Source organism: Kineosporia mesophila (genome assembly GCF_021129235.1).
Lineage (GTDB): Bacteria > Actinomycetota > Actinomycetes > Actinomycetales > Kineosporiaceae > Kineosporia > Kineosporia mesophila.
In genome coordinates this window covers 21,981-44,933 of record NZ_JAJOMA010000026.1, presented here as the reverse complement: position 1 = coordinate 44,933, position 22,953 = coordinate 21,981, and the positions used below count along the sequence as shown (strand labels likewise).

22 protein-coding genes and 1 pseudogene are annotated in these 22,953 nt (G+C 69.3%); 12 read left to right on the top strand and 11 right to left on the bottom strand.

What is annotated here, in order from left to right:
• Positions 1–283: 283 nt before the first annotated feature.
• Positions 284–1,471 (top strand): annotated as a pseudogene (locus LR393_RS28350) (family 16 glycosylhydrolase); the annotation flags it as partial.
• A 173-nt stretch (positions 1,472–1,644) separates the two neighbouring features.
• On the opposite strand, the gene LR393_RS28345 reads toward LR393_RS28350, so the two are convergent.
• The 3 genes from LR393_RS28345 to LR393_RS28335 all read right to left on the bottom strand — a co-directional run bounded on the left by LR393_RS28345 (position 1,645) and on the right by LR393_RS28335 (position 3,312).
• Positions 1,645–2,595, bottom strand: coding sequence for a nitrilase-related carbon-nitrogen hydrolase (locus tag LR393_RS28345; protein WP_231487960.1), 951 nt, complete (start codon positions 2,593–2,595; stop codon positions 1,645–1,647).
• Between the two features lie 54 nt (positions 2,596–2,649).
• Positions 2,650–3,024 carry a peptidase dimerization domain-containing protein gene (locus LR393_RS35830; RefSeq protein WP_269328026.1) on the bottom strand — a complete coding sequence of 125 codons (375 nt, stop codon included), beginning with the start codon at positions 3,022–3,024 and terminating at the stop codon, positions 2,650–2,652.
• 84 nt (positions 3,025–3,108) lie between these two features.
• On the bottom strand, positions 3,109–3,312 hold the full coding sequence (locus LR393_RS28335; RefSeq protein ID WP_231487958.1) for a cold-shock protein: 204 nt from the start codon (positions 3,310–3,312) through the stop codon (positions 3,109–3,111).
• A gap of 777 nt (positions 3,313–4,089) precedes the next feature.
• Between LR393_RS28335 and LR393_RS28330 the strand changes: the two genes are divergently transcribed.
• Entirely contained in the window at positions 4,090–4,845 is a 756-nt protein-coding gene (locus tag LR393_RS28330; protein ID WP_231487957.1) for a metal-dependent transcriptional regulator, read from the top strand.
• 25 nt (positions 4,846–4,870) lie between these two features.
• Here the strand turns inward: LR393_RS28330 and LR393_RS28325 are convergent, their stop codons facing one another.
• Positions 4,871–5,428: a CGNR zinc finger domain-containing protein gene (locus tag LR393_RS28325; protein ID WP_231487956.1), complete on the bottom strand. Its 558-nt coding sequence runs from the start codon at positions 5,426–5,428 to the stop codon at positions 4,871–4,873.
• A gap of 90 nt (positions 5,429–5,518) precedes the next feature.
• Between LR393_RS28325 and LR393_RS28320 the strand changes: the two genes are divergently transcribed.
• Positions 5,519–6,463, top strand: coding sequence for an EamA family transporter (locus tag LR393_RS28320; protein WP_231487955.1), 945 nt, complete (start codon positions 5,519–5,521; stop codon positions 6,461–6,463).
• 14 nt (positions 6,464–6,477) lie between these two features.
• Here the strand turns inward: LR393_RS28320 and LR393_RS28315 are convergent, their stop codons facing one another.
• Positions 6,478–7,272 carry a GAF and ANTAR domain-containing protein gene (locus LR393_RS28315; protein WP_231487954.1) on the bottom strand — a complete coding sequence of 265 codons (795 nt, stop codon included), beginning with the start codon at positions 7,270–7,272 and terminating at the stop codon, positions 6,478–6,480.
• Between the two features lie 335 nt (positions 7,273–7,607).
• Between LR393_RS28315 and LR393_RS28310 the strand changes: the two genes are divergently transcribed.
• Complete coding sequence (locus LR393_RS28310; protein WP_231487953.1) at positions 7,608–7,874, top strand: GlsB/YeaQ/YmgE family stress response membrane protein; 267 nt, start codon at positions 7,608–7,610, stop codon at positions 7,872–7,874.
• 83 nt (positions 7,875–7,957) lie between these two features.
• Here the strand turns inward: LR393_RS28310 and ddaH are convergent, their stop codons facing one another.
• Entirely contained in the window at positions 7,958–8,794 is an 837-nt protein-coding gene (gene ddaH / locus LR393_RS28305) for a dimethylargininase (protein ID WP_231487952.1), read from the bottom strand.
• Between the two features lie 460 nt (positions 8,795–9,254).
• On the opposite strand from ddaH, the gene LR393_RS28300 reads away from it, so the two are divergent.
• The 6 genes from LR393_RS28300 (at position 9,255) to LR393_RS28275 (ending at position 16,177) form a co-directional block, all read left to right on the top strand.
• Complete coding sequence (locus LR393_RS28300) at positions 9,255–9,488, top strand: hypothetical protein (protein ID WP_231487951.1); 234 nt, start codon at positions 9,255–9,257, stop codon at positions 9,486–9,488.
• 1,001 nt (positions 9,489–10,489) lie between these two features.
• The gene (locus LR393_RS28295; protein WP_231487950.1) at positions 10,490–12,010 is read left to right on the top strand and encodes a sugar ABC transporter ATP-binding protein; all 1,521 of its coding nucleotides are present in this window, start codon (positions 10,490–10,492) and stop codon (positions 12,008–12,010) included.
• Complete coding sequence (locus tag LR393_RS28290) at positions 12,007–13,062, top strand: ABC transporter permease (RefSeq protein WP_231487949.1); 1,056 nt, start codon at positions 12,007–12,009, stop codon at positions 13,060–13,062. The genes LR393_RS28295 and LR393_RS28290 overlap by 4 nt, the downstream gene beginning before the upstream one ends.
• Positions 13,059–14,111, top strand: a complete 1,053-nt coding sequence (locus LR393_RS28285) for an ABC transporter permease (protein WP_231487948.1) — start codon at positions 13,059–13,061, stop codon at positions 14,109–14,111. The genes LR393_RS28290 and LR393_RS28285 overlap by 4 nt, the downstream gene beginning before the upstream one ends.
• 19 nt (positions 14,112–14,130) lie before the next feature.
• Positions 14,131–15,186, top strand: a complete 1,056-nt coding sequence (rhaS, locus tag LR393_RS28280; protein ID WP_231487947.1) for a rhamnose ABC transporter substrate-binding protein — start codon at positions 14,131–14,133, stop codon at positions 15,184–15,186.
• 118 nt (positions 15,187–15,304) lie between these two features.
• Positions 15,305–16,177, top strand: a complete 873-nt coding sequence (locus tag LR393_RS28275; protein WP_231487946.1) for a hypothetical protein — start codon at positions 15,305–15,307, stop codon at positions 16,175–16,177.
• Here the strand turns inward: LR393_RS28275 and LR393_RS28270 are convergent.
• Both LR393_RS28270 and LR393_RS28265 read right to left on the bottom strand, forming a co-directional pair.
• Positions 16,115–16,549: a hypothetical protein gene (locus tag LR393_RS28270; RefSeq protein WP_231487945.1), complete on the bottom strand. Its 435-nt coding sequence runs from the start codon at positions 16,547–16,549 to the stop codon at positions 16,115–16,117. The two genes, LR393_RS28275 and LR393_RS28270, sit on opposite strands and share 63 nt — an antisense overlap.
• A 26-nt stretch (positions 16,550–16,575) precedes the next feature.
• Positions 16,576–17,790, bottom strand: coding sequence for an MFS transporter (locus LR393_RS28265; RefSeq protein ID WP_231487944.1), 1,215 nt, complete (start codon positions 17,788–17,790; stop codon positions 16,576–16,578).
• A 56-nt stretch (positions 17,791–17,846) separates the two neighbouring features.
• Between LR393_RS28265 and LR393_RS28260 the strand changes: the two genes are divergently transcribed.
• Positions 17,847–18,815, top strand: coding sequence for an ArsR/SmtB family transcription factor (locus LR393_RS28260; RefSeq protein ID WP_231487943.1), 969 nt, complete (start codon positions 17,847–17,849; stop codon positions 18,813–18,815).
• 4 nt (positions 18,816–18,819) lie between these two features.
• On the opposite strand, the gene eno is transcribed toward LR393_RS28260, so the two are convergent.
• Positions 18,820–20,103 (bottom strand): phosphopyruvate hydratase, encoded by a 1,284-nt coding sequence (gene eno, locus LR393_RS28255; protein WP_231487942.1) that lies wholly within the window; start codon positions 20,101–20,103, stop codon positions 18,820–18,822.
• The gene (gene gap / locus LR393_RS28250; protein ID WP_231487941.1) at positions 20,100–21,095 is read right to left on the bottom strand and encodes a type I glyceraldehyde-3-phosphate dehydrogenase; all 996 of its coding nucleotides are present in this window, start codon (positions 21,093–21,095) and stop codon (positions 20,100–20,102) included. Before gap ends, eno begins: the two co-directional genes overlap by 4 nt.
• 228 nt (positions 21,096–21,323) lie before the next feature.
• Here gap and LR393_RS28245 point away from each other — a divergent pair, with 228 nt between their 5' ends.
• Positions 21,324–21,977, top strand: coding sequence for a pyridoxine/pyridoxamine 5'-phosphate oxidase (locus LR393_RS28245; RefSeq protein WP_231487940.1), 654 nt, complete (start codon positions 21,324–21,326; stop codon positions 21,975–21,977).
• A gap of 5 nt (positions 21,978–21,982) precedes the next feature.
• Here the strand turns inward: LR393_RS28245 and LR393_RS28240 are convergent, their stop codons facing one another.
• Complete coding sequence (locus LR393_RS28240) at positions 21,983–22,924, bottom strand: GlxA family transcriptional regulator (RefSeq protein ID WP_231487939.1); 942 nt, start codon at positions 22,922–22,924, stop codon at positions 21,983–21,985.
• Positions 22,925–22,953: the final 29 nt, after the last annotated feature.

Below are 22,953 nucleotides of genomic sequence, written 5' to 3'. Positions count from 1 at the left end.
CATGGCACCGTTAACAGCGGTCAGAGGCCCTTTTCCTCGACGACAAGGAGATGCCGTGGGCAATAAGTCCCATTGACCGTGCCTGAGCGCGGCGACCAGACTCGGCCGGCGGGCCGAGGTCCGGCTTCTCGACCCGAGATGTTCCCTGACATCGAAGGAGATGCCCATGATCCGCCCGTCCAAGATCCAGAATCGTCGGCGCAGAGGCCTTCTCGTGGTGGGTACCGCCGCGGCCGTCCTGGCCGGCGCCGGGGTGGTGCAGGCCCAGGCGGCGGAAGAAGCGGATGTGCTGCTGTCGTACCGGAAACCCGCGACCGCCTCCACGTTCCAGGACGACGGCGCCTGCTCGTCCTGCACCGCCGACAAGGTCACCGACCAGGACGTGACCACGCGCTGGGCGACGAGTTCCACCGAGGGCTGGGTGGATCCGGGCTGGGTCACCATCGACCTGGGTGCGAGCGCCACGGTCCATCGCGTCGTGCTCCAGTGGGACGCCGCGTACGCCACCGATTATCAGCTCCAGATCTCGGACGACGCGCAGAACTGGAACCCGATCTACTCGGCCACCTCCGGCCCGGGACACCGGGAAGACCTGACCGGCCTGGACGGTACGGGCCGTTACCTGCGGATGTACGGCACCGCCCGGTCCAACGGGTACGGCTACTCCCTGTGGGACTTCCAGGTCTACGGAACCGGCGGCGACCCCGTGACCCCACCACAACCCGTTGCCGACATCGACCTTCCGGCCACCGACCTGGTGTTCTCCGACGAGTTCGACGGCCCGGCCGGAACCACTCCCGATCCCGCCAGGTGGAGGGCCGACCCGGGCACCGGGCAGAACGGCGAGCAGCAGTACTACACGGACAACAAGAACGCGACCACGGACGGCGCCGGCAACCTGGCCATCGAGGCCCGGGAGGAGACCCCGCCCGAATGCGCCGGTTGCCGGTACACCTCGGGCCGGATCAACACCCTGAACACGTTCACCTTCACCTACGGCCGGGCCGAGGCCCGGATCAAGGTGTCCGGGACGCAGGGACTGTGGCCGGCGTTCTGGATGCTGGGGGCGAACTTCCCGGAGGTCGGCTGGCCCCGCTCGGGTGAGATCGACGTGATGGAACACGTCGGCAAGGTGCCGGACGCGACCTACTCCACGTTGCACGCGCCGGCCTACTACGGAGGCGGCGGGTACGGGCAGCCGTACACCCTGGCCGGCAGCGACTTCGCCGACGACTTCCACGTGTACGCGGTCGACTGGGACGCCACGAAGATGACCTTCTCCGTCGACGGTCACGAATTCTTCACCGCGGACAAGGAAACCGTCGAGAAGACGCGCGGCCCCTGGGTCTACGACCACCCGTTCTACCTGATCCTGAACAACGCCGTGGGCGGCGACTGGCCCGGCGCTCCCGACAGCACCACCCGTCTCCCGCAGCGGATGCTCGTCGATTACGTCCGGGTGTACCAGTAAATCGAGTGTCCGTCGGCGAACCCGTCAGCAGCAGGGGACGACCGGGTCAGATCGGTCGGCACGGTGCCCGGACCGGAGTGGTTGCGTTGTGTACACCTGGTACATCCGGTACCGGATGTACCAGGTGTACACACTCGAGGCGAGGCGCCGGCGGTCTCACCCGGCCGGTCTCCTCAGTCCCTGACAACCGCCGGGCGGGCGGACTCGTCGACGTGGAGGGAGAAGACGTCGGGCCGGGCGTAGTGGCCGATGCTGTCGAAATCAAAGCGGGAACGGGCAATGTCGTCCAGGTCCAGCGCGGCGGTGAGGATGCCCTCGCCGTCGCGCAGGGGCCCGGCCAGGACCTCGCCGAGTGGGGAGACGATCACCGAGCCCCCACCGATCAGGACGGTGGCCGGTGCCTCGCCCGGGATCGGGTGGAGATCGGCCGGCAGGTCGTCGCGGCGCCGGTACTGGGCGGCGCTGAGCACGAAGCAGCGGCCCTCCAGCGCCACGTGCCGCATCGTGGCCTGCCAGACCTCACGGTCGTCGACGGTCGGTGCACACCACAGGTCGACGCCCTTGGCGTACATCGCCGTGCGGAAGAGCGGCATGTAGTTCTCCCAGCAGATGGCCGCCCCCAGACGAGCCGTGCCGGTGTCCACGACCGGCATGGTGGACCCGTCGCCCTGGCCCCACAGATAGCGCTCGGCCGCGGTGGGCATGAGTTTCCGGTGCAGGCCCAGATATCCGCCGGGGCCGAGGAACAGCGCGACGCAGTACAGCGTGCCGCCCCGGCGCTCGACCGCACCGACCACGGCGTGGCATCCGAGGTCGCGGGTGAGGTCCGCGAGCGCCTCGACCTCCGGGCCGGGAACCTCGATGGCGGACGCGTGGTAGCGGCGGAACAGGTCGCGGCCGGCCGGGGTCCGGCTGCCGACCGTGATGCCGAAGTCCAGCCCCTTGAGATAGCCACCGAGGAACGCTTCCGGAAGCACGACCACGTCGGCACCGCGGCCGGTCACGGCCTCGCGGATGAGGTCCTGGGCCCGGGCCAGCGCGCCCGGGGTGTCGAAGAGGGGTGCGGACGCCTGAACCACGGCGGCGGTCACGAAAGGGCGGTCTGCTGCGGGAAGAGAAGCCATCCGGTGAAGGGTAGAACGGCTCAGCCGAGACGCCCCTGGCCCCAGGCCTGCTAGCTAGTTCGTGGATCTCGCCGCGCTCCATGGCCCCAGCAGCGCCGATTTCACCGCCGGGACATCGGTTCCGGGAACGGTGCGCAGGTCGACGGTCAGCCGGGCCGCGTCCGGCACCAGGTCGGTCTGCTGTCCTCCGGGGATCGTGCCCGGATTGGTCGTGGGTTCGCCCAGCCGGGGATGGCCAGGCCCCAGCGGGTCCTCGCCCAGCGCGACTGCCGCCCGCACCAGGTCGCCGATCGCGTTGACCCCAAGGTCGGGCCGGGAGCCGCTCGGAGGCGGATCTACCCGATGACGCCGTCGACGTCGTGTGGGGTCCTGATGATGTGGTGGCGGCCTGGAGACCGGGAATCCCCCGAACTCAGGACCGATACTCAACGGCTGAGCCGGTGGGTGACAAAGGTCTGTCTCCCACCGGCTCAGTGCTGTGTCCCACCAAGGCGACGTTCTGTCGCCCAGGCATTAGACGGGCTGGATGTTCTCGGCCTGCGGGCCCTTCTGGCCCTGCGTGACGTCGAAGCTGACCTTCTGCCCTTCCTGGAGCTCACGGAAGCCCTGGGCAGCGATGTTGGAGTAGTGCGCGAAAACGTCCGCGCCCCCACCGTCCTGCTCGATGAAGCCGAAGCCCTTCTCGGCGTTGAACCATTTGACGGTTCCGGTTGCCATACGTCCTCCAAGGGACTCAGTGCCGTCCGCCGCGCGGTGCGGCGGGCGTCCAGAAGCCCAGCCGGAGCTCTCAGACTCGGGCCTCCGGCGGAGTAAGAGTAGAGGAACAGATGTCCTCTCCGCCCCAGCGGTCGGGCGAACGCCGGGATCGGCCTCGTTAACTACTCGCGAGGATCGTATGTTCTGTCGACAAAGCGGGCAGGTCGAGACGTTGTCCGGGCTAAAGTTCGTGACCACGGCGCCGAAAACCGCGGACTCGCTCAGATCGCCGGGCCGGGCGAATATTCGCCGGATCCGCTCGCCCACCCCCGCCGACCACCCCGATTCCCCGCAGGACCTCCTGGGCTGGGCCAATCCGCCCGATGACCTCGCAATTCTTCCCCAAGAACATATTTCGGCGCCTCGCCGGACCACGCCACCCCGGAGGCGCACGCCTCCGGAGGGGCCGCCCCGACCGTTCGGCGCCGGCGCCGCGACACGGGCGCGGACCTGTCCGCAACGAGCTGAATGCCGGACTGCACCCCACCGGCACTGCACCCGCATCGTCCTCTGCCGGAGTGTGTCCAGAGCCTCACACCGTTCGGGACGGCGAATCCCGGAGAAACTGCCTAAATATTGAATAACGCCCGTAAAGTCACGCCCGCAACTCAATCCTTCGAGCCAATCTGACGTCTAAATTTGATTCACTCAAATCTGGAGACTATGTTCATGACACGCCGCCGGCCGCCTCGCGCGAAGCCTGCGGGCAGAGACCGACTCGGGAAGAAGGGTGCCCCGATGGACGACCACGACCTCATCGACACCAGCGAGATGTATCTCAAAGCCGTCCTCGAGCTCGAGGAGGAGGGCGTTGTGCCGTTGCGCGCCCGGCTGGTGGAGCGCTTCGCCCAGTCCGGCCCCACGGTCAGCCAGACCGTCGACCGCCTGCGCCGTGACCAGCTGCTCGACCTGGGCAGCGACCGGCAGATCGTCCTGACCGACGCCGGGCGTACGTCGGCGAGCAGCATCATGCGCAAGCACCGGCTCACCGAGGTCTTCCTGCACCAGGTGGTCGGGCTGGAGTGGCCGCTGCTGCACGTCGAGGCCTGCCGCTGGGAACACGTCGTGAGCGACCACACCGAAGACCTCATCGACCGCCTCCTCGGCCATCCTCGCCACTCGCCCTACGGCAACCCCATCACGCGGGAGAACAGCCCGGCCCCGGACATCACGGTCGAGAACCTCACCCGCCGGGCCACGCGGCCGGACGACGGGACGCCCGCCTGGATCGCCTGGATCGGCGAGCCCCTCCAGGCCGACCCGGCTGCTCTCGGCGAGCTGCTCGAGCAGGGCCTGATCCCCGGCACCGCCGTCACCGTGATCGGGCAGCGCCCCTCGGCCGTCACCCTGGTGAACGGCGGCACCCACGACGTCGGGCTCTCCGACCACCTGGCCAAGCACGTCTTCGTCTCGACCACCGCCCCGGACCTGGACGGCACCCCGCCGGCCCGCATCCCCGGCGGCCAGGAGGCACTGGCAGCCCTGGCCCGGTGACCCGACCCCCGTAGCTACAGGTAGCTCAGTCCCCTTCCGCGGTCCGCCGGCCGCGGAAGGCGATCATGTTCGTCCGGTTCCCGCACCGCACGCTGCAGAAGCGCTTGGAGCCGTTGCGCGACAGGTCCAGCAGCAGACCCGTGCAGTCGGTTGCCGCGCAGACCCGCAGCCGGCCCGTCTCGTCCGTGCGGATCACGTCCACGAACGCCAGCGCCGCCTCCACCCGCATGCGCTGAGGCAGCGGGGTGCCGGACGTGGTGCCGTGCAGGTGCCAGTCCGACGCCCCGTGCCGGGCCAGCTGCGGCAGCACCTCGGCCTCCCGCAGCATCCGGTTCACCTCGACCACGGCGGCGTCCCGGTCCAGGCTCCAGACCCGCCGCAGCAGGTCCCGGGTCTGCCGGACACCGCGCAGTTCTTCCTCGTCGTGGTCGATCCGCCCGGTGTAGGGGTAGCGGGCCAGGAGAGCTGCGAGAGCCTCGACGGTGGCGATCTCGTCGTCGCCACTGCGCGACGCGCCGGGATCGGTGTTGCCCAGGTCGACGATGAACTCGAGCGACTCCTGCGTGTCAGGGGCAAAATGCAAGTTGACTCCTTACAAGTGAACGACCTACCGTCATGGGCATAGAGCTATTAGATCCTGACAGTAGAGCGGTCGCTCCAGCCAAGGAGAAACATGCAGCTCTCGTCGACGTCCACCGGCCTGTCCGCCGCCCTGATCGCGGCCGCCTCCTTCGGGACCTCCGGCACCCTGGTGAAACCGCTACTGACAGAAGGCTGGTCGCCGACCGCCGCGGTGGCGGCCCGGGCTCTGGTCGGCGGGGCGCTGCTCCTGCCGATCGCCCTGACGATGCTGCGCGGCCGGTGGCACATCCTCTGGCCGGCCCGATGGCGGGTACTGACCATGGGAGTGGCCGGTGTGGCCTGCACCCAGCTCGCCTACTTCGCGGCGATCCAGACCATCCCGGTCTCGACCGCGCTCCTCATCGAGTTCCTGGCGCCCCTGCTGCTAGTCGGTCTCGCCTGGGCCCGCACCCGCCGGACGCCCCGCCCGACCGTGCTGCTCGGCTCGGCGCTGGCCCTGGCGGGCCTGACCCTCGTGATCGGCCCCGGCGCCCTCCAGCCCGTCGATCCGGTGGGTCTGGCCTTCGCTCTCGCCGCCGCCATCGGGTGCGCCGTCTACTTCCTCGTCGCCGCCCGCAGCGGTGACGGGCTGCCCCCGGTGGCGCTGGCGGCGTCCGGTCTCCTGACCGGAGGCCTGGTGCTCGCCCTGGTGGGCGCCGGCGGTCTGCTCCCGTTCACGGCCACGTTCGGGAGCCTGCCGATGTTCGGCACCCAGGCCCCCTGGTGGGTTCCGCTCGTCCTGCTCGCCCTTCTCAGCACGGCCGTCGCCTACGCGGCGGGCATCACGGCCTCCGAGGCGCTCGGGTCCCGGCTCGCATCGTTCGTCGGCCTGCTGGAGGTGGCCTTCGCCGCACTCTTCGCCTGGATCCTGCTCGGAGAGGCGCTCACCGGAGTCCAGATGGCCGGTGGCGCCTTGATTCTCGCCGGTATTGCCGCGGTCCGGGCCGAGCCTTCCGCAGAACCGGCCGAGGAGCCCGTGCCCTACCGCGTCCCTTGAGACGTCTCCCGAGATCAGCGGCGGGGGCCGGCCCGCCGCACCGCGTCGGTGACGATGCGCTCGGCGACATCACTCAGTTTCAGGTGCTCGGCCTGGCTGATCCGGCGCAACCGGGCGAAGGCCTCCTGCGCCGTGCCGCCGCTACGGCCCCGGATCAGGCCGATGGCCTGGTCGATGATCGCCCTGCTGGTCAGCGCCCTCTGCAACTGGGCGGCCAGACGCTGCGCCGCCGCCAGGACCTGTGCGTTGTGGACGGAAACGGCCGCCGGCGAGGCGAACTCCTCCCCGAGATCGCTGGCGTGCTGGCCGAAGACGTGTTTCTCCCGGGCGTACACATTGATCGCCCCGACCAGCCGGTCCGGCAGAAGCAGGGGGATGGACAAGGCGCTGTGCACGCCCAGCCGGCCGACCCGGGGGCCGAACCGGGGCCACATCTTCTCCCCGCCCAGCGACCCGGATCGCACCGCTCGCCGCTCCCGGGCCGCGGTGATGCACGGCCCCTCGTCGAGGGTCCCGTACTGGATCTCATCGATCTGCGCCACGAAGGGGGCGCTACTGGCCAGCGCCTGCACCCGGTGCCGATCCGGCGTCATCTCGAGCAGCGCCACCCCGGCGCCGTCGGCGCCCGGGACGGCCCGGACGGCAAAGGTCGCAACCCGGCCGAGAAGTTCGTCCAGGCCGAGAATCCCCGTCACCAGCCCCGCCAGATCGTGCAGGCTGCTCTGGAGATCGGCCTGGTCGGAAGCCTCCTGCTCGGCGCTGGGCCCGGTGCCTGTGGAGGTTTCCGATGCCGTCCCGGATCTGCTCATGTTCGTGGTCCTTCGTCGAGAGGTCTCGCTCGGGCCGAACCAGATACCGGTCTGGGAACCGGCTGCCGCAGGGAGACGTACCCACCCCGTCTCCCGACCATATCCTCCGACAACCGCGACCGGGCGGGTAACGAGGCAAGGGCTCCGAATACCGGCCAGGAGGAATTTTTCGGACGCCGATTCGGGTTCATTTCGGGCACCGCCTTGCGTGCGACGCGGTCCGCCCCCGCGACGGACCTGCAAGATCTTTTCCTGATGCGGAGTCGGAGATCCACCGTTACGGTCGGGACATCCGCAGAACGGCGGACCTCCCTCCAGCGAAAGGCCCCAACATCATGACGTTCATCTGGGCCATCATTGCCGGCCTCATCGTCGGTGTGATCGCGCGAATCGTTCTGCCGGGCCGGCAGAGCATTCCCATCTGGCTGACCATCCTGCTCGGCATCGTCGGCGCCATCGTCGGTAACGTTGCCGCCACCGCCCTGGGCGTGGACGACACCAACGGCATCGACTGGATTCGCCACGTCCTGCAGGTCGCTGTCGCGGCCGTGCTGATCGCCGCCGTCACGCCGTACTACTCGCGTCGTTCCGTCCGACGGTAACGGTCGGAAGCGAACCAGCGAAAAGCGAGCCGAAAAGGGCCGGACGACGTCGTCCGGCCCTTTTCCTTGCCCGGTGGCTGTTCTCAGCGCAGTTCCAGGGTGCAGCACTTGGCGCTGCCCCCGCTCTTGATCAGCTCGGACATGTCGACGCCGATCGGGTTGAACCCGCGGGCCCCGTACTGCTTCATGAGATCCGTGGCCCGGGAGGACATCACCACGTTCAGCCCGTCGGACATCGCGTTCAGGCCGAAGGCGACCGCGTCGTCCTCACTCGCCCGGATCGCACCGGCGAACAACTGCTCGATGATCCCCGCGCTGGCCTGCGTGAAGGCGCCCGGGTAGTAGGCCACCGTGCGCTCGTCGAGCACCGCGAGCGCGGTGTCCAGGTGGTAGAAGCGCGGGTCGGCCAGCTCCAGCGGGATGACCGGTAGCCCGAAGAACGCCCGCAGCTCGTCGTGGGCGGCCAGCGATGTGCGAGAACCCACGGCCGCCAGCATGTACCGGCCGACGGTGAGCACGTCTCCCTCCCCCTCGTTCTGCTCCGTGGCGATCGCGGCGGGCGAGTATCCGGCGTCCTGGAACCACCGCAGGTACTCCGCGCTCTCCGGCTGGCGCTGGGGATGGGTGAAACGGGCGACCAGGGCCCGGCCGTCGTGCACGACCGCGGCGTTCGCCGTGAAGACCAGGTCGGGCAACCCAGGCGTCCCCGGCATGATCTCGACCTGGTGACCCAGGCCCTCGTAGACCTCCCGGAGTTGTTCCCACTGCCGCTGGGCCAGCGCGTGGTCGACGGGAACGGTCAGGTCCATCCAGGGATTGATCGAGTACTCGACGGTGAAGTGCTCGGGCGAGCACATCAGCAGGTGACGGGTGCGGGCGACCCGTTCGGTCAGACCGGTTCCGGCAACAGTCGACGTCATGTTGTTTCTCGTACCTTCCGTGGCGGGGTATTTCCCCAGCAAGGGGAACCCCGCCTCCCGCCCCGATCAATGGCCAACCCCGCGGATGGCACGCCCTCGTGCTGTCGATCTGGGCCAGGACAGGTGGGGCGAGGGCGTGGAAGTCGTCCACCAGCCGGTTGCGGTCGCCGGCGCGCGACACGACGGGCCACCTGCGCCGGATCGACTCCTTCGATCGGCACGGTGATCAGGTCCGGCCGGATCCCGGCGGCGTGGCGTCCGGCCGAGACGATCGCGGCCCGGCCCGACGCCACGCGTTCGAGCGTGCCGGCGAGGTTCCGGGCCGGCGGGCCTTCTTGAGGACGATGTTCACCAGGTCGCGATTCCAGGCGCCACCGGGCGGCGCGGGGCCTTTCCACGGCGGGGGTCGGCACGGTGAACTAAGGGTGATCACACCAGGTCACACGAAGGAGTGCCGGCCGTGCCCACCGCCGAGGAATTTCGCCGCCACCTGCTCGACCACCGCATCCCGGTGCAGTACGTGGCCTCGCTGGACAACGGCCGGTTCCAGGTCTATCTCCAGGCCGGTATCGAACCGCACCAGTTCCAGGCCCTGCTGAACAACATCCGGGCGCTGCCCGGGGTGCACGAGGCCGTCCGGCCCCCGATGCCACGCAGTGCCGACGTCCTGCACATCACGCCCCAGGGTGACTGACGGCCGGGCCCCTGATCGTCGTCCGCCGTGAGGCTCGATGGTCGAGACGACCCCTTTACAACGTTTCATTATGTTCTTTTGCACGCCCCAGACCGATCTGCGGGACTTCTTTCCCGACGCTGATGACGAAACCCCACTCGCGGCAACACAATGCCCGAACGCCGAGGCGTGAAACGGTGGTCGTTCCCCAGACCGGACCGCGGCGACACCGCCGCACCTCCTCGGCCGACCGGCCCACCCCCTCCGGCGAACCGGCGCAACCCCGCCGAACGAACAGCGCGTTCCTCACGGACCGCCTCGCGCCCCTCCCCTGCTCACCGGTCGGCGGCTGGAACTCACCAAACCGTTGCCAGGGCCATCAGACCCTGGTTAAGCTGCCTCAAGGCAAGATGAATCGTTTCACTGACTAGGACTCAAGAGAGAGTCTCATGCACTCAGCCGACCCCCCGCGGGCCGAGCGCCTCGACCGCACCCGGTCAGTGGGACAACACGGAACCGACCGAACACCGGTCCACTTCCTGACGCGAACCCCGGCCGACCACCTCAGCGGTCCCACCCCCCTCCGGCGAGCCGACCACCGTCGCCGTCCGGTTCGTCCTCTGCCGGCATCCACCCAGGCAACCCGGGCCTCACTCCCCCACCACGGGAACGACGCGGTCGACCACCGCCGCGCACCCGGGCGCCCACACCCCCACGGATAACAGCCGCACCGGTTCCGAAAGCTCCCGGAAAGCTGATGCCCCTCATCATATTCGGCGCCTGCCGAAGGCAGCCGATCAGTGATGCCGACAACCGCTCCTCACCAAAACCCGCCCACCCAGCGGCTCCTGGCGAGAAACGGGTACCCGGAGCGACAGGAAGCGCTACAGTTCCGCCCCCTCGGAACCAGCCCGTCCGACGGACTTCCCCCCGTCCGCCGAACGATACAAACCGTTGCTTGACACCGGTAATCAGCAACTCTACGTTCTGCATTTGAATCCTTTCAACGAGGCAAGGTGCTCATGGACAGCCCACCCCAGGCCGCCCTGCAGTTAGCGGGCGTGTCGAAGAACTTCGGCCCCGTCGCCGCCCTGCGCTCGGGCAGCCTGACCGTCCAGCCCGGCTCGATCCACGCGCTGGTCGGCGAAAATGGCGCCGGTAAGTCAACTCTCGTCAAGATCGTGGCCGGCGTGCACCGCCGCGACGGCGGTGACTTCTTCCTCGACGGTCAGGCCGTCGACTTCGGTTCCACCGCGGAGTCCAAGGCCGCCGGCATCGCCGTGATCTACCAGGAACCGACACTGTTCCCCGACCTGTCGGTCACCGAGAACATCTTCATGGGCCGCCAGATCCTCGGTCGCATGCGGCGGATCGACAAGGCCACGATGTACCGCGAGGCCGGGAAGCTCTTCCAGGGCCTCGGCGTGCACATCGACCCGCGCCGCCCAGCCCTGGGCCTGTCGATCGCCGACCAGCAGATCATCGAGATCGCCAAGGCCATCTCGCTGGACGCCAAGGTGCTCATCATGGACGAGCCGACCGCGGCCCTGTCCGGTGTCGAGGTCGAGCGGCTGTTCACGGTCGCCCGCCGGCTGCGCGACGAGGGCCGGGCGCTGGTCTTCATCTCCCACCGCTTCGACGAGGTGTTCGACCTGTGCGACGCCGTCACCGTGATGCGCGACGGCTCGTACATCGGCACCCGGCCGATCGCGGAGACCACCGTCACGGAGATGGTGAACCTGATGGTCGGCCGCGAGGTCGCCGACCTCTTCCCCAAGCAGGACACCGACATCGGTGACGTGGTGCTGAAGGTCGAGGGGCTGCAGTCGGCCGGCGTCTTCCACGACGTCTCCTTCACCGTGCGCCGCGGCGAGATCGTCGGCCTGGCTGGGCTGGTCGGGGCCGGGCGCAGCGAGATCGCCCGCGCCGTGTTCGGTGTCGACCGCTACGACAGCGGCACGGTGAGCATGAGCGGCACCGCGGTACCCGCCCGGAACCCGCGCGCGGCCATCCGTTCGGGCATGGCCTTCATCCCCGAAGACCGGCGCAAGCAGGGTCTGGTCACCGACGCCTCGGTCGCCGAGAACATCGCCGGGGTGATCCGGCGCGGCCTGGCCAAGGGCGGTCTGCTCACCAAGGCGCAGGAGAACCGGGCCGTGGCCCCCTGGGCCGCCCGCCTGGAGGTCAAGACCAGCTCGCTCGACGCCCCGGCGAAGACCATGAGCGGTGGTAACCAGCAGAAGGTGGTCATCGCCAAGTGGCTGGCCACGAAACCTGACCTGCTGATCATCGACGAGCCCACCCGCGGCATCGACGTCGGCACCAAGTCCGAGGTGCACCGGCTGCTCTCGGAACTGGCGGGGCAGGGTCTGGCGATCCTGATGATCTCCTCGGAACTGCCCGAGGTGCTGGGCATGGCCGACCGGGTGCTGGTCGTCAGCGAGGGCCGGCTCACCGCCGACCTCACCCGCGAGCAGGCCACCCCGGAGACCGTCATGCACGCCGCCACCGCCAGCTCAGGCAGCCAGGAGATGGCCCGATGACTCACACCACCACCGATGAGGGCACGGCCCTGCTGCTCGAGCCCAGCGCCCTGCCCGCCCGCACCCGGCTGCTGAAAACCCTTCTGCGCTCCCGGGAACTGTCCGTCGCGATCGTGCTGCTGATCGTCGTGGCGGCCGCGGCGATCAAGAGCCCGGACTTCGTGGTCAGCTCCGACGGCTGGCGCGACCTGCTGCTGACCCCCACGATCCTGCTGCTCCTGGCCGCCGGCCAGACGGTCGTGATCATCACCCGTAACGTCGACCTGTCGGTCGGCTCCATCCTCGGTCTGAGTGCCTGGCTGACCGGTGAGCTGTTCATGGCGCACCCGGGCCTGCCGCCGGTGCTGGCCTTCGTGATCGGCAGCGCCGCCGGTGCCGGGCTGGGCCTGATTAACGGCGTGGTGGTGGCCTACGGCAAGGTGCCCGCCCTGGTGATCACCCTGGGCACGCAGTACATCTTCCGCGGCATCGTGCTCACCTGGGCCGGTTCCAGCCTGATCAGCGCCTCGCAGATGCCCGACCGTTTCCTCAAGCTCGGCACCGCCCAGATTTTCACCATCCCGGTACTTTTCATCATTGCCATGGTGATCGTGGTAGCCGTCGGCTACTACCTGCAGACCGCCCGCTCGGGCCGTGAGCTCTACGCGGTGGGCTCCGACCCGGAGGCCGCCGTGCTCTACGGCCTGCCGGTGAACCGCCGCGTGGTGGGCGCTTTCATCCTCAGCGGCGCCCTGGCCGGTCTGGCCGGGGTGGTGTTCGCCGCCCGCTACGGCACGGTGAACTCCAGCGCCGGAACGGGTATCGAGTTCCAGGCGGTGGCGGCCGCGGTGGTCGGAGGGGTCGCGATCTTCGGTGGCTCCGGCACCGCCTGGGGCGCCGCCATCGGCGCGGGACTGCTGATGACGATCAACAGCGCGCTGCCCATGGTCGGGATCTCCGACTTCTGGCAGCAGGCCCTGGTGGGCGCACTGATCATCGCCGCCATCGTGCTCGACCGGGTGCTCGCCGCCCGCCAGGCGCGCAAACTGATCGAAGCGAGGGACGAGTCATGAGCGAACGCACCTACCCCTCGTACACCCATCCCCTGTGGCGGCGACTGCTCATCGGCCGGGAGGCCGGCGTCATCGCCCTGCTGGTCATCATCTGGCTGTACGGCTACAGCAACATCCCGTACTTCGGTGACACCCTGACCCTGACCTACATCCTCGTCGACATGACGACGGTCCTGCTCATCGCCCTGCCGATGACCCTCGTGATCGTGACCGGCGAGATCGACCTGTCCGTCGCGTCCGTCGTCGGTCTCTCCAGTGCCGTTCTGGGACTGCTCGTGCAGCACGGCGTGGGCATGCCGCTGGCCTGCCTCACCGCGCTGGTGACGGGCGTGATCTGCGGCGTGGTCAACGGTTTCCTGGTGGCCTACGTGGGGCTACCCTCGCTCGCGGTGACCATCGGCACGCTCGCCCTCTACCGCGGGATCGCGGTCGGGCTGCTCGGCACCACGGCGGTCACCGACTTCCCCGCGAACTGGACGGAACTGACGTCCAGAGTTCTGGGTTCGAGCGGTATTCCGACATTCATGATGGTTTTCGTCGTCCTTGCCGCGATCTTCATCGCGCTGCTGCACTTCTCGCCCTTCGGCCGCGGCATCTACGACATCGGGCTGAGCCCCGAGGCGGCCGAGTTCACCGGCGTCAACGTGCAGCGCACCAAGATGATCCTGTTCGTCCTGACCGGCACGCTCTCCGCGCTGGCCGGCATCTTCTACACCCTGCGGTTCGGCAGTGCCCGTGGCGACAACGCCACCGGTCTCGAGCTCCAGGTGATCGCAGCCGTCCTGCTCGGCGGCGTGTCGATCTTCGGTGGCCGGGGCAAGCTGCCCGGCGTCATCGCCGGTGTGCTCCTCATCGGTGCCCTCTCCAGCGCCCTGCGGCTGGAGGGCGTCACCGTGAACGTCATCAACATCATCATCGGACTGCTGCTCGTGCTGTCCGTGCTCTCCACCAGTCTCCTGGCGTGGGTCTCCGACATCCGCGGGTCACGAGCCAGGCGACACCGCGTCCAGCGGCCCACACCGACGCCCTCGAGCGTCAGTTCACAGTGAAGTGAAAGGACAATCTGTCATGCGGACCCTCACCCGGCTGCTCGATCGGCGCACCGCCCTCCTCGGAGTGGCAACTCTGTCCCTCGCCCTGACCATGACCGCCTGCGGCAAGGCCGACACCGGTACTTCCAGCGACGGCGAGTCCGGCGGTTCCGGCGACAAGCCGCTGAGCATCGTCTTCCTGCCCAAGAACCTGGGCAACCCCTACTTCGACGCCAGCGACGCGGGCGGCAAGAAGGCCGTCGAGGCGCTCGGCGGCACCTTCTCCGAGGTCGGTCCGCAGACGGCCAGCCCGGACGCGCAGGTGCAGTACATCAACACCGCCGCCCAGCAGCACGCCAGCGCCATCGTGCTCTCGGCCAACGACCCCAAGGCCGTCGGCTCGGCCCTGACCCAGGCCAAGTCGTCGGGCACGAAGATCGTCACGTTCGACTCCGACACCGAGGCCCAGTACCGCGACCTCTTCGTGAACCAGGCCTCCCCCGAGGGCATAGCGAAGGCCCAGGTCGACGGCCTCGCCGAGCAGATCGGTGACTCCGGCGAGATCGCGATCCTCTCGGCCTCGGCCAACGCGACGAACCAGAACGCCTGGATCGACCTGATGAAGAAGGACCTCCAGGCCGACCACCCGGACATCAAGCTCGTCGACACGGTCTACGGCAACGACGACGACCAGACGTCGTTCGACAAGACCGCCGCCCTGCTGAAGAACCACCCGAACCTGAAGGGCATCATCAGCCCGACCACGGTGGGTATCGCCGCCGCGGCCCGTTACCTGTCCACCTCCAAGTCCAAGGGCAAGGTCGCGCTGACCGGTCTCGGCACCCCGAACCAGATGCGCAAGTTCGTCGAGGACGGCACGGTCACCGAGTTCTACCTGTGGAACCCCACCGACCTCGGCACCCTCGCCGCCTACGCCGCGGCCGCCCTGGCCAACGGCGAGATCACCGGCAAGGAGGGTGACAAGTTCACCGCCGGCGACCTCGGCGACTACACCGTCGGCGCCGACAACACGGTGCTGCTCGGCGACCCGACCGGGTTCAACAAGGACAACATCGGCGACTTCGACTTCTGATCGTCCCCGCCTGCGGCCCGCCTCCCTCCGGGGGCGGGCCGTTTTCCTGCTTGAGGACGTCGTGGTCAGGTCGTGCGGCTTCCCTCAGGAATGCGCCGGTCCGGTCGAGGGGCGGGGGATGGACGACGTCGACGGATCCCGGTCCGAGGTGGCGGCGGGTGCGCTGATCGCGGCGGCGGCCCTCGCGCTCGTGGTCGGCAGCATCGGGTGGCTGGGTCAGCACGCTGCCCGGACCTGGTGGGAGGGGCAAGGTCTCCCGGGTGAGGTGGAACTGGAGTCACTTTCCCAGCACACGGCCGCCATGACGGGCACCGGTCTGATCGCGATCGCCGGGGCCGGTCTCCTGGTCGCCCGCGGACGCGTCGTCCTGGCCGGGGCAGCGCTGGTCGGAGCCGTGGCCGGCCCGATGACCCTGGTCGCCGCGCCGCTCTCCGAGTCGCTTCTGCGCGACGACGATTCGTACGACACCACCTACACCTGGCATCTGATCGTCGGTGCCGCCCTCCTCGGCATTCTCGCGACCGGCACATGGTGGACGTCCCGGCACCTCCGTCGCGCCGGTGTCCGGAACGATCACGAGGCTTCCGGAGGTCCGCCGCCTCTGCTGTCGGACTCGTCCCTGTTCGTGATCGTGGCCGGCGTATGCCTGACGGCCCAGGTCCCCATGATGGGCAACCCGGAGCGGCCTCAGCTGATCGTCGCGACCGGCTGGGCCCTCCTGGTCGCCGGATGCACGGTCGCCGGCAGCTCGCTGAACGGGTGGCAGACCGGCCTCGCCACCCTGAGCTGTGCCGCCGTTCTCCTGCTGATGGCGCTGGCCTACCTCCGCCCCGGCGGCTGGCCCGGCGTCGCCGGCTGGGAACTCCTGGGACAGCCGCCGGTGATCCTGACCTCGGTCACCGCCGTCAGCTTCGCGGCCGGCCCCCTCCTAGGCTTCCTGACCACCGTCCCCCGGCGCCGCGCCGCCTACCTGAGCACCCGGCCCGCCTGAAGCTCCTTTACCGAGAAGCTCGTTCACGGCGGCCACCTGATCGTCGGGCACCGTCAGGAGTCGCGGGGTGCGCCCCGACGTCAGCCGAACCCTCACCCAGTCGTGACCCTTGTCGCCGCGGAAGACCTCGTCGATCTCCTCGACCGGATAGTGCCTGGCCACGAAAAATATTCGCACGTGGATGCCTTCGGCCGTGACGACGACGCTCTGCCAGCGGCCCAGGACGTGGACCGCCACGACGGCCATCAGCACCAGACCGGCAGCCGCCGCCAGCAGATCGGGCAGCGACCGCGCACCCGACACGACCAGGAGCCCGAACAGCACCGGAGCGCGGATCACCCAGTCCCACAGGCTCGGCCGAAAAGTCAGCACCTCGAAACTCCTCTCCGCAGGGGCTCCTATTTCACCAGATTCCGGACCGACGGTCGGGTCGTCCTCCGGCTCAGTGTCTGGGTCCCGGCCCCGGCCGAGACGAAGACACCCCCGAGCAACAGCCAGCCGGGCAGCCCGTGGGCGATCGCGGTGGAGGTGATCACCACCGGCGCCAGCGCCGCGCCCACCGCCGCGCCGGTCGCGCTCAGGCCCTGGTAGGCGCCGGGCCGCGCCGGGTCGGCGAGCTCGAAAGCCAGCTCCCAGCCGCCCGCCTCGGACAGCACCTCACCCAGGGAGTGCACCGCCACCGCGGTGACCAGGACGGCCGTGGCGGTCACGGTGCCGAAGACGGCGGCGGTCGGGTAGAGCACGCAGGCCAGGGCCAGCAGCACGGTGGCGGCGAACACGGTGCGCCCGGCCCTGCGCACATCACTGACCAGCCGGGTGGCCGGGATCTGCAACGCCGTCACCACGCCGGTATTGAGCACGATCAGCACCCCGATCAGCGCCTCCGGGGCCTGGGTCCGGCTCGCCACCCAGAGCGGCATGCCCAGGGTCAGCACCTCGAACTGGACGTGGATGACGCCGTTCAGGGCCGCGAGCGCCAGGTATCGGCGATCGCCCAGCGGCGCGGATCCCGCCGGGGCCCGTGCGGGTACCGCGCGCGGCGGGTTCAGCCGAGCCAACGGCAGGGCCGAACCGAGCACCAAAACCGCCGCCGCGACCAGGGCCGCCCGGTAGGCGGGCGCCGTGCCGACGGCCAGGGTGACCGCGCCCAGGCCGGAACCCACCGCGACGAAGATGTTCGTGATCACCCGGATCCGGGCGCGCATCGAGTTCCGCTCCGAGCCGGCGAAGGCCTGCGCGACCAGCGTGACCTTGGCCGTGCCCTGAATGCCCTGAGCTCCCAGCAGCACGCACGCCAGCAGTACGAAGGCCACGACCTGCCCGTCGATCAGGCAGTACCCGGCCAGCGCGACGGCCTGGGTCACGGCCCCGGCGGCCATGACCTCCCGCGCCCCGTACCGGTCGCTGAGGTTCCCGGCCAGGAACGTCGTGGCGATGGCGAGGACCCCGGCGACGGTCAGGCCGATTCCGACCGCGTGGGCGCCGATCCCGGCCACCCGGGTCAGGTACAGCGCGGTGAGGCTGAAGGTCAGGCCGAGGGACGTGGCGCTCGCGGCCGAGGAGAGCAACAGCGCCTGAAGGACCGGGTCACGCCGGTCGCTCGCGGTAGACATGGGGCTCAGTGCAGACCGGTCCCGCCTCGGGCGCGATCCCTGTAGCGTTGTGCTTCATGGTGGTGCGTTACGAATTGACCGGCTCCGCCCTGGCCGGTGTGCGCTTCGCCATCTCACCGCTCAACGAACTGGTGCTGTCGCTGCGCAGCTGGCGCGATCCGGGTCGGTACCCCCTCCACCTGCCGTGGGTACGTCGCACCCGTCCTCTCCACGAACGCCTCGACACCGAGGTTCTGGAGGCGCTGGTCTCGCCGCGCAACTGGCTACCCGACTTCCTCACCCCGCAACCGTCCTCACCCCTGACCCGCTTCGAGGACGAACTGGCCCGGCTGTCCTCCACCCCGGCCGCCACCGTCACGCAAGGTCTGCTCGCGACCTACGAGACCGACGCGCAGATCCCTGCGGTCCTGCGCGGGGACCGCGCGCTCCAGCGGGTCGTCAGCGCCCTGAACGACTACTGGGAGCTGTGTTTCGCCCCCGACTGGCCGCGGATGCGAGCGGTGCTGGAGGCGGACGTCACCTACCGGGGCCGTCAGATCGCGCAGCACGGCCTGGCCGCGATGTTCGCCGACCTGACCGACCGGGTGCGGATGGACGGCGACGGCGTCGAGGTGCGCACGGGGTCCGGGACCGTCTGGGCCGGGCGGGCCGACCAGGGCCTCACCCTGGTCCCGACCTTGTGGACCAGCGCGGTCTGTGTCGCGGTCTCCCCGGACGACCTCTCCACGATCATCTACCTGGCCCGGGGCAGCGCCACGGTCTGGGAGAGCGCCCCGCCCCCGGCCGCAGGAGCCCTGGCCGGTGTGCTCGGTTCCCACCGGGCCGCCCTGCTGCAACGCCTGGAGGCGCCCGCGTCCTCCACCGAACTGGCGCTCAATCTCGGGGTCACCCCGACCGCGGTCAACCAGCATCTGCGGGCGCTGCGGGCGGCCGGGCTGCTGGTCGCGGTCCGCGACGGTCGCTCGGTGCTCTACCGGCGCTCGGACCTGGCCGACCAGATGCTGACCTCGATCACCTCCGGCTGACGGTTCACGAACGCACGGCCAGCGCCCGGCGGCCCGCGTACCCGGCCGACGACCCGAGTTCCTCCTCGATCCGGATCAGCTGGTTGTACTTCGCCGTGCGGTCGGACCGGGACAGCGATCCGGTCTTGATCTGACCGCACCCGGTTCCGACCGCCAGGTCGGCGATGGTGGTGTCTTCGGTCTCGCCCGAACGGTGCGACATCACCGCCGTGTACCCGGCCCGGTGAGCCGTGTCGACGGTGGTCAGGGTCTCGGTCAGGGTGCCGATCTGGTTCACCTTGATGAGGATCGAGTTGGCGTAGTGCCCCCGCACGCCCTCGTTCAGCCGGGCGACGTCGGTGCAGAACACGTCGTCCCCGACCAGCTGGGCGCGATCGCCGGCCAGCTGGGTCAGGAGCTTCCAGCCGTCGATGTCGAACTCGGCCATCGGGTCTTCGATCGAGGCGATCGGGTACCGCGTGATCAGGTCGGCCAGGTAGTCGATGTGTTCCTGAACCGAGCGCTTTACACCTTCGCCGGCGTAGTCGTAGACGCCGTCCCGGAAGAACTCGGAGGTCGCCGGATCGAGCGCGATCGAAATATCCTCGCCCGGAACGTATCCGGTCTGCTCGACGGCCCGCACGACGAAGCCCAGGGCCTCTTCCGCCGTGCGCAGGTTCGGCGCGAAGCCGCCCTCGTCACCGACATTGGTGTTGTGGCCCGCGCCGTGCAGCATCTTCTTCAGGGTGTGGAAGACCTCCGAACCCATCCGGACGGCCTCGGCGAAGTCCTCGGCACCGATCGGCGCGATCATGAATTCCTGGAAGTCGAGCAGGTTGTCGGCGTGCGCACCACCGTTGATGATGTTCATCATCGGCACCGGCAGCAGGCGAGCACCGGGACCACCGATGTACCGGTACAGCGGCAGCCGGTGGGCGGCCGCGGCCGCCTTCGCGGTGGCCAGGGACACCCCCAGCACCGCGTTGGCCCCGATCCGGCCCTTGTTCGGCGTGCCGTCGACGTCGATCAGGATCGTGTCGACCCGGGCCTGGTCCTCGGCCTCGACACCGGTCAAAGCTTCGGCCAGGGAACCGTTCACGGCATCGACGGCCCGACGGACGCCCTTGCCGTGGTAGCGCGCCGGGTCGCCGTCGCGCAGTTCCACGGCCTCGTTCGCGCCGGTCGAGGCGCCCGAAGGCACCGCCGCCCGGCCGAGAGACCCGTCGTCGAGCACCACGTCGACCTCGACGGTCGGATTGCCCCGGCTGTCGAGGATCTGACGGCCGGTGATCTGCCGGATGTTCGTCACGCGACCATCAGCTCCAGTGTGTCGACCACCCGGTGCGAGAAGCCCCACTCGTTGTCGTACCAGGCCACGACCTTGATGTGCCGTCCGTCCACACGGGTCAGGGCGGCATCGAAAATGGAGGACGCGGGTTGCCCGGTGATGTCGCTCGACACCAGTGGCTCGTCGGCGTAGTCGAGAATGCCGTGGAGCTTGCCCTCGGCCGCCGTGCGGTAGGCCAGCAGCACCTCCTCGCGCGAGACCTCTCGCTCGACGTAGGTGTTCAGCTCGACGAGGGAACCGACCGGCACCGGCACGCGGATCGAGTCACCGGCCAGCTTGCCGTCCAGATTGGGCAGCACCTTGCCGATGGCCTTGGCCGCACCCGTGGTGGTGGGCACGATGTTGACACCCGCGGCCCGGGCGCGGCGCAGGTCGCGGTGCGGACCGTCCTGAAGGTTCTGCTCCTGTGTGTAGGCGTGCACCGTGGTCATGAAGCCGTGCTCGATGTGCGCCAGGTCATCGAGCACGGCAGCCAGGGGGGCCAGCGCGTTGGTCGTGCACGAGGCATTCGAGACGATCACGTGCTGCGCCGGGTCGTAGGCCTCGGTGTTGACGCCGTAGGCGAGCGTGACGTCCGCGCCCTCGGAAGGTGCGCTGACCAGAACTCTTTTCGCACCCGCCGAGATGTGGGCGCGCGCGGCCTCGGCCTGGGTGAAGCGGCCGGTCGACTCCAGCACGACGTCCACCCCCAGATCGGCCCAGGGCAGGTCCGCCGGATCGCGCTCGGCGAGCACCTTGATCCGCCGCTCACCCACCACGAGATCGCCGCCGTCGAGCGACACCGGTTCGTTCAGGCGTCCCGAAGCACTGTCGTACTTGAGCAGGTGAGCCAGGGCCGGCGGCGCGGTCAGGTCGTTGATGGCGACCACGTCGAGCTTGCTGTCACGTTCCAGGATGGCGCGCAGGGTGTTTCGGCCGATCCGACCGAACCCGTTGATGGCGATGCGAGTCATGCGAAGTGTCCCCTCTCGTTCCTGATCTCATCTTGGGGAATCTCCCCGAGACACAACAGTGGCTTGAACGCCAGTATGCGCAAGGATATGGCCAGTAGTTTTGCCATTTAGCGCAAGGATCACGCCAGAAATGGCCGTCGACCAGGGCCGAAGCCCGCAGGATCCGGAGCCGGAGGGCCCTGGCCCGTGTTCTCAGGGCCGCATCGCAACCGGCTACAGTCCGGCAGCATGACTGACATCAAGCAATACCTGCGCAGCCTCAAGGTTTTCGAGGGCGACCTACCGACCTTCGATGCCGGGGCGGCTCCCGATCGGCCGGATCAGCTGTTCGTCCAGTGGCTGAAGCAGGCCGTGGCGGCCGGGATCCGCGAGCCGCACGCGATGACCCTCTCGACCCTCGGTGTGGACGGAAACCCCGCGGCCCGGGTGCTGATCCTGAAGAACGTGGACGGGAATGGCTGGCAGTTCGCCGTTCACGCGGGTAGCCCCAAGGGCCGGGAGCTCCTCGTCCACCCGGCCGCGGCTCTCACGTTCCACTGGCGCGAGCAGGCCCGGCAGGTCCGGGTCCGGGGCCGTGTGTCGGCTGCCCCGGCACAGCAGAGCGCGGCCGACTTCCTGGCCCGCCCAACGGGTTCCCGGGCAGAATCACTCATCGGCCGGCAGAGTCAGCCGCTCACCGGCCCCGAAGACCTGGACCGCGCGAGCCAGGAGTCCCGCGAGCGGGTCGACCAGCAGCCCGATCTCGTGGAGCCGGCCTGGACGCTGTACACACTGAAGGCCGAGAGCGTCGAGTTCTGGCAAGGCGACCAGGAGCGCAAGCACGTGCGCCTGAACTTCGTTCGTACCGAAAATGGCTGGGAAAAGGGACTTCTCTGGCCCTGACCGGCTCAGGCCGAGAAGGTGTGCCGGTACTCGCTGGGCGAGGTGCCGAGAATCCGCTGGAAGTGCAGGCGCAGGTTCGATCCGGTGCCCAGGCCGACGCGCACGGCGATCTCCTCGACCCCGAAATCGGAACGTTCGAGAAGTTCCCGGGCGGCGTCGATCCGGGCCCGCAGCACCCACCGCATCGGCGTGTGACCGGTGGTCTCGGCGAACCGCCGGGAGAACGTGCGTACCGAAACGCCCGCGTGGCGCGCCATGTCTTCGAGGGTGAGGTGCTCGGCCAGGCGTTCCAGCGCCCACTGCCGGGTCTCGGCGAACAGCTGCCCCGCTGTCTCGGGCACCACGCGGGGCACGTACTGCGCCTGCCCACCACTGCGGAAGGGCGCGGCCACCACGCGGCGCGCGACCTCGTTCGACAGGGCCACCCCGTGGTCGAGACGCACCAGGTGCAGGCACAGGTCGATGCCCGAGGCGGCCCCGGCCGAGGTGAGCACCTGCCCCTCGTCGACGAACAGCACGTTCTCGTCGACCTGGATCAGCGGATGCCGCTGCGCCAGGGCCTTCGTGTAGTGCCAGTGCGTCGTGGCCCGCCGCCCGTCGAGCAGCCCGGTCGCCGCCAGGGCGAACGCCCCGGTCGAGATCGCGGCCAGCCGCGCACCCCGCTCCCGCGCCTCCAGCAGAGCACCGACCACCGACGCCGGCGGCGCCGTGTTCACCGGGTCGCGGTACCCCGGGATGAAGACGGTGTCGGCCTGCTCCAGCGCCGCAAGCCCCTCGGCCACGTGGTACGACAGCCCGTTCCCCCCGGTCACCAGCCCCGGCGCCGCCCCGCACACCCGCACCTCGTAGGGCATGGTCGGGCGGTTCGCGAACACCTGCGCCGGAATGCCGACATCGAGCGGCTTGGCCCCCTCGAGCACGAGCACGGCGATGCGGTGGTTGGTCATCGGGCCTCCTTCACCCGATCACCCTTTCA

Bases quoted from the DNA above. Each gene is read 5' to 3' on its own strand.
- LR393_RS28345 (WP_231487960.1), bottom strand. From the start codon at position 2,595: ATGGCTTCTCTTCCCGCAGCAGACCGCCCTTTCGTGACCGCCGCCGTG.
- LR393_RS28335 (WP_231487958.1), bottom strand. From the start codon at position 3,312: ATGGCAACCGGAACCGTCAAATGGTTCAACGCCGAGAAGGGCTTCGGC.
- LR393_RS28330 (WP_231487957.1), top strand. From the start codon at position 4,090: ATGGACGACCACGACCTCATCGACACCAGCGAGATGTATCTCAAAGCC.
- LR393_RS28320 (WP_231487955.1), top strand. From the start codon at position 5,519: ATGCAGCTCTCGTCGACGTCCACCGGCCTGTCCGCCGCCCTGATCGCG.
- LR393_RS28315 (WP_231487954.1), bottom strand. From the start codon at position 7,272: ATGAGCAGATCCGGGACGGCATCGGAAACCTCCACAGGCACCGGGCCC.
- LR393_RS28310 (WP_231487953.1), top strand. From the start codon at position 7,608: ATGACGTTCATCTGGGCCATCATTGCCGGCCTCATCGTCGGTGTGATC.
- ddaH (WP_231487952.1), bottom strand. From the start codon at position 8,794: ATGACGTCGACTGTTGCCGGAACCGGTCTGACCGAACGGGTCGCCCGC.
- LR393_RS28295 (WP_231487950.1), top strand. From the start codon at position 10,490: ATGGACAGCCCACCCCAGGCCGCCCTGCAGTTAGCGGGCGTGTCGAAG.
- LR393_RS28290 (WP_231487949.1), top strand. From the start codon at position 12,007: ATGACTCACACCACCACCGATGAGGGCACGGCCCTGCTGCTCGAGCCC.
- LR393_RS28285 (WP_231487948.1), top strand. From the start codon at position 13,059: ATGAGCGAACGCACCTACCCCTCGTACACCCATCCCCTGTGGCGGCGA.
- rhaS (WP_231487947.1), top strand. From the start codon at position 14,131: ATGCGGACCCTCACCCGGCTGCTCGATCGGCGCACCGCCCTCCTCGGA.
- LR393_RS28275 (WP_231487946.1), top strand. From the start codon at position 15,305: ATGGACGACGTCGACGGATCCCGGTCCGAGGTGGCGGCGGGTGCGCTG.
- LR393_RS28265 (WP_231487944.1), bottom strand. From the start codon at position 17,790: ATGTCTACCGCGAGCGACCGGCGTGACCCGGTCCTTCAGGCGCTGTTG.
- LR393_RS28260 (WP_231487943.1), top strand. From the start codon at position 17,847: ATGGTGGTGCGTTACGAATTGACCGGCTCCGCCCTGGCCGGTGTGCGC.
- gap (WP_231487941.1), bottom strand. From the start codon at position 21,095: ATGACTCGCATCGCCATCAACGGGTTCGGTCGGATCGGCCGAAACACC.
- LR393_RS28245 (WP_231487940.1), top strand. From the start codon at position 21,324: ATGACTGACATCAAGCAATACCTGCGCAGCCTCAAGGTTTTCGAGGGC.
- LR393_RS28240 (WP_231487939.1), bottom strand. From the start codon at position 22,924: ATGACCAACCACCGCATCGCCGTGCTCGTGCTCGAGGGGGCCAAGCCG.